This window comes from bacterium endosymbiont of Bathymodiolus sp. 5 South, assembly GCF_900128535.1.
Taxonomy (GTDB): Bacteria; Pseudomonadota; Gammaproteobacteria; order PS1; family Pseudothioglobaceae; genus Thiodubiliella.
The window spans coordinates 1-5,708 of record NZ_FQTR01000112.1; the positions used below are offsets into that span (position 1 = coordinate 1).

General features: G+C 35.8%; 3 protein-coding genes. All 3 read right to left on the reverse strand.

Annotated elements, in window-relative coordinates; translation table 11 throughout:
* Positions 1–423 precede the first annotated feature (423 nt).
* A complete protein-coding gene (locus tag BBROOKSOX_RS08525) occupies positions 424–1,308 on the reverse strand; it encodes a hypothetical protein (protein WP_139661006.1) in 885 nt (294 codons plus the stop codon).
* 168 nt (positions 1,309–1,476) lie between these two features.
* Positions 1,477–3,126 (reverse strand): hypothetical protein, encoded by a 1,650-nt coding sequence (locus BBROOKSOX_RS08530; protein WP_139661009.1) that lies wholly within the window; start codon positions 3,124–3,126, stop codon positions 1,477–1,479.
* A 346-nt stretch (positions 3,127–3,472) separates the two neighbouring features.
* On the reverse strand, positions 3,473–5,708 hold a 2,236-nt coding region (locus BBROOKSOX_RS12485), incomplete at its 5' end, for an Ig-like domain-containing protein (RefSeq protein ID WP_180323935.1).

Consider the following 5,708-nt stretch of genomic DNA (forward strand, 5'->3'; position numbering starts at 1 on the left):
GCTTAAAATCGTGTTTATAAAAATCATCAGGTAGTTGAATTCTTTTTGGCATTGTTTTGTTGGTGAAAAAAATGATTATTATACACTATTTATAGTATTGTTGTTTTTTGAATTTTGTATGATATCTACCTGCATGTATTCTGCTACTTGTTTATAATTTTTATTATTTTGCAAGTGAGATAAGGCTAATAATCTAATTCTTGTTCTTGGGTATGCTTCGGTTTGAGATAGTAATTTAAAATCATAATCAAACATTTTTTGTGGCAATGTTATTGGTCTTCTCATTGGATTAAATGGATAAATGCTTGATAGATAAGTATCAATATACCCTTATCTTCTTTGGATCTATATTCTCCATAGTTTGACATAACTATCTTGGAGTCTACTAGAAATTGTGAGTGTGCGCAAAAGATGACCTTATTTTTACAATATATTACATTTACCGTTTACATTATTTGCAATCTCATTATATTCTCCTTCTACATCAGGGGATACAGTTCTTATTCTAGCATCGGCGGTAGCACTTGATAAATCCCCCGACCCACCAGCTATCTCACTATCAGGTACCATATCCTGTTCATTAATGTTGGCGTAAAGATGTCTATCACTGGTTCCAGAATAAGGACTTTCCTCAATAGCATCCCCAATAGTCTCCTCAACACTTCCCACTTGATCTTCTAGTTCAGGTTGATCTATATATCTTGAATCAGAGTCGTCCGCTGAAAAATATTCACTGTCTGTAGAACTTGAATCAATTGTCACATTATCTAAATCCACCTGAGGGTCTGTATTGGTAATAGGGGTGATATAATTGTTAGCTCCAAAATTCGTCAGGTACCTACCATCCATGGATGTTTCAATTGTTCCTGTGTTTGGGTTAGTGGGAGCAAGATATCCATCTTCATCCATTTCGATTGTACCTGTATTTGAAGTGTTACCCGATGGATCTCTTTTAAATCTTTTAAATACAAAATAGCCAATCGGTGTACCAATAGCCACTACAGAAAGCACACTAACAGGTATTACCCATTCAGCTACCGATAGTTTTGTGTCGTCTTTTGATATGACGCACTGCAACCGAAATTCTGGGTCTTTTTCTGCTAAACTTGGAAATGGTTCTAAAAACATATTACGACTAGTGCCGTCTGCTATTTTTCCCGTAGGGATAGAGGGGCTAAACTCATACCCTGATCTACATTTACAGGTTGCAATATTACTTTCAGGTGTATACGAAAAAACTGATGAACTGATAGAATAGGTGGGTTGCTCGTGGTTGGAATCAATAATATTACAAGTAGTTCCTAGCACATTAAAACTACTGATCAGCAACAAACCCAAAGCATACAATTTTATTATTTTCATTTTTTTCAATTATAAATTAAACAAACTTAACATCTATAGAGCACCCTAAAAAACCCAACACAATTTATGTATTCCCCTAAATCGCACTAGGTTTTCTAGGGCACCCTATCAAAATTATTTCTTATTACTCATCTTAAATGCTTTAGCCTTTTTCCTAACAGAAAACAAAAGGTTTGACTTAACGCCAAGAAGTATACTGGTAAACGACTGAGCAGTATTTGATATATCAAGAAGTGGCGTAATACGCTCGTTCTTCAAGAATTTAGCAAACTCTACATAACTGTCGCTTTGCCCGCTAAGACATTCTTCTACTTGACTATCTATTAAGGGGGTTAAATCATCTATGTCGTCGAGGGCATCCATAAGAGCCTCATCTTTTTCTGGATGGTAGGGAATAACAGCACAAATATAAAGAGGCACTATTTCATCAGTGTGATGACCTATATATATACTAGTCGTACCCCAACAAAGTGGATCCATACTTTGCCATTTTTCATTAAGTCTATATCTTTCTTTAAACATTCTTTCTGTTGATTTTTGTGCAGATTTTTTTGCTTTTTTCAGAAATTTCTCTGCAGAATTTTTTATCGAATGACACATTGACTCTCTCCCCTCTTTTCTTTGTTTGTAAAAATCATTGGCATAAGTAATCTTAATATTACTTAAAAAATGATTATAAGATTTCACATAACTATTTAAAAACTCAGAAAAAGAGTACATTTTATCGCTTTCTGTATAAGGGGGCTTTGATTTATGGGTATCTGGCGATTTGATTGTAATCAAATCTTCTATTTTATAAGCACTAAAATGAGTTTTGTAGTCATAAAAAATATCGCCTAAGCAGGCTTCTATTTTCCCAGGGTTCATATCTTTAAAAGGTATGGCATAGTTGCTATCAGCATTAATACTACATAATTCAAGTGTTGAACTGGACAAAATACTGGGTGGCGTAGCTGTTATTCCTTTAATTGAGTGATTGAGGAAATTATTTAAAGCAATAAACTTTGGGGAACCTTTCATCCATTGAGCTGAATACATGGTCGCCAATAATTTTTGTAATTTTGTAGTAGATGAAAAGTATTGCCTTGCATAAACGGCAAACAAATCCCGTCCATGTTGAGCATAAATTTTTTCTAAGTTGTCTACATCGGTCATTCCTGAGGCTAAGATGCTTTCAATTTCTGACACAAATTTAGTCAAATTTCGAGTCTCTCCTCCCGGGATTTGGTAGTGTTTAGCATTTTTAACAGCCTGTATTTCAGCTTTATATAGTCTCTCTCTTTTTCTCTGTGCTTTTTCTTCTGGAGTGGATCCCAGAGTAGGCAAATGAAATAGCGTTTCAAGTGGCTTAAATATAAAATCAGTAAAAGATAATACTTTATCCAGTGCTGTTGAATCGGGGTCATCAAACACTTCTATAATATGATAAATTGCCATTCCCGCTATTATAGCTATACCAATAACACCGATAACTTCTAGCGCTACTTCTGTAGTCAATATAGCCGAATCCATTATTGGCTCTTCTAAAGCCTCAGAAGTCTCTGCTGCAGTGTTGGCAATATTATCAGCAATAGTAGTATTCAATTCATCTTTTGAAGGAATGTAAATGTCTTCTAACTCAAATTCTGGGTTGGTACCTTCTTGACTCGCTATTTGATCATCAAATTCATCATTATCTGGGGTACACAAAGACCCCGCACCGACATTCAATGTTATTAGGGCACTAAAAATTAGGGTTAAAAAATTAAATTTTATTAGTTTCATATGTACTCCAAATATTTTTCAAACATGTATTCTTTGAAAAACTCTTTTTAAATTAAAAAAAATACCATTATTTTTTAAGGATGAAAATGTATTTTATGTTTACGCCATTTTCAAAAAAAAATTATCATATTAACTGCTTATATCTGTCTTAGGACTTATAAAGTAAGCATTTTTATACTCATTGAGACTTTTGCATAAGTAGGGATGATTAGCAAAATGCCGACTTGGTGATTTTATGAAATATAGTCATAGCAAAGCTATGACTGTGTTTCATAAAATTGTCAAGTTGGTGAAAAATGGCGTTTTGATGATTATTCATATTTATGCAAAGGTCTCTCATTATGTTTTAAGGAATCCCAAGAATAACTTTACCCAGAGCTATCCAATCTATCATCCAATCTGGGAGGGGAGGGGCCGGTTTAAATTTTATACAACGCACACTAAGACCATGGTTTGGAAGATCCTGTTCAAAACTAACCGAGTCTCTTGCATTGGTAAAACTCAAGCTATTTGCTCTAAGTGCTATCTGTACAGCTATCCTGTCATGTGTAGCTATCCAAAGGTTATACCAGTGATGATAAGTTACAGTTATAAATTCAGGTTTAGGGTCATAAACGAGAGCGCTAGTCCAATACCGACCAGAAGAACGAGTATTTGTAATATTTCCATTCGCTCTATCTAGTTTGCCTGCTAAAGGTAATTTTAAAAAATTGTCAAAAGTAGCTTTAAGCCCTATTTTTTCATCCTTGAATTCCTGCATAGTGGGTACAGAAAAACCAACTGGGCAAATAGAATCCAACTTATTAGAGCGAACATATCCTTTAGTATCGGCACTCGTCCAGTCATAAATCGAACTAGATATTCCATAAATTGTATCATTAGATGGGGTTATTGTACTTGCACGATTTGAGGTCACTGTTCTTGCTAAACCCGAATTACCATTAGAACGCTCCTGATGTCCATCAGCAGAACGCCCAAACTGATACAAACCGCCAAAACATACTGGGTCTATAGCGCTTCCACAAACTCTGTCAGCATCTAAGTTTCTATCTAGCCAAACTCGTCCTGTTGTTGGAGAGGTAACTGTGTTATAGGTCCTACCATTAAAAACAATAGCCTTGTCAACAACATGAATAGTCAATCTAGAGACAACATTACTCCCATCTAATGAAGTTGCACTCAACACTACTGCGCCCTCACTAACGCCTTTAAGTGTTGTGATGCCCTCTTTTGAAGTGTGAATAGTTGCATTTTTAGAATTTAGCAACCACGAAACCTTTTGAATAGTGGCGTTATTGGGGGTAAAGCCAGCACTAATCTGAACGACTTCGCCTATTTGAAGAACATTTTTATCATTTAATCGCTTGGTGTTGTGTGTTAATTGAATACTGGTAACAGGCACGGGAACAGACATTACGGCTATACGAATTACTGTTGAACTTACGCCAAAATCATTGGAAGCAGTGACAGTATAGAGAGTTTCTGGCTGTAACTTGATCGGCGTACCTGAAATTATTCCAGTTGTATAGTTCATTTTTAATCCAGCAGGAAGCCCATCAATTGACCACCTAGTGACAGGGGCGCCAAAATTAACAAATGTAATTGGGGTAATGTTTACACCAAAGTAAGCATGTAATTTATTAACACTAGGCGTGATAATAGGCGGACCACTAACATCTTTTATACAGCGCACTTGAAGACCTCTGGTACGCACTATATCTAGGGAAAACTGCACATCGGTATTACTAAGTGCCAATGCAATAGATTTGGTATTGTCATCACCAACAGATCTCGTCCAATAAAAACTTTTATCTCTATTTGTTTTTATATGCCTTATTATTCCACGATTATCACGAAAGCCAGCTAATGGCAAACTCCCATTAGATGTATCAAATACCGAATTATGTTTTTCAGAACCTAACTTCTCAAAACCTAACTTCGTATAAGTTGAACGCTGATACTCATGATCTAATTCCTCAAAAGTTGGCACACTATAACCTTTTGGACAAATATCGTTCACACCTGTATCGCTCCAAGCAAGCGTTCTACTGTCACCAGAATCATCAACAGAATGTGCCACCCAGTCAGTTGTTTCAGAGCCAGGGTTAGTTATAAAATTTGCATTATTAGGTGTAATGCTATTTGCCAATGTTCCGACTCTTCTCGGAAACATGGCTTGATGCCCATCTTTGCCTCTGCCCCATTGATAATAATCACCGTAACAATTCAAATCTGTCAGAGTTTTACAAGCCTCAGATGCGCCTAAGTTTCTGTCTAACCAAACTCTCCCTGTTTTTTCAGACAGTATCATTTTATAAGATTTCTTATTAAAAATAACAGCATGTGGATCGGTAATAAGCATTTCAAACTCATCGACTACAATGCCATTATGGGCAATAGCTCTAATAGTGGAAAGACCTGCTTTAAGGGCAGTAACTTCACCTGTTGATTGATTAATGCTTACTTTATCATCAACTTCCCATGAGAATTTTTTGTTGCTTGCATCATTAGGGCTAATCGTTACATGAAGTTGAGCGCTTTCACCAATGACTAGCGTGTCACTAGTGCTTGATATTTTAATA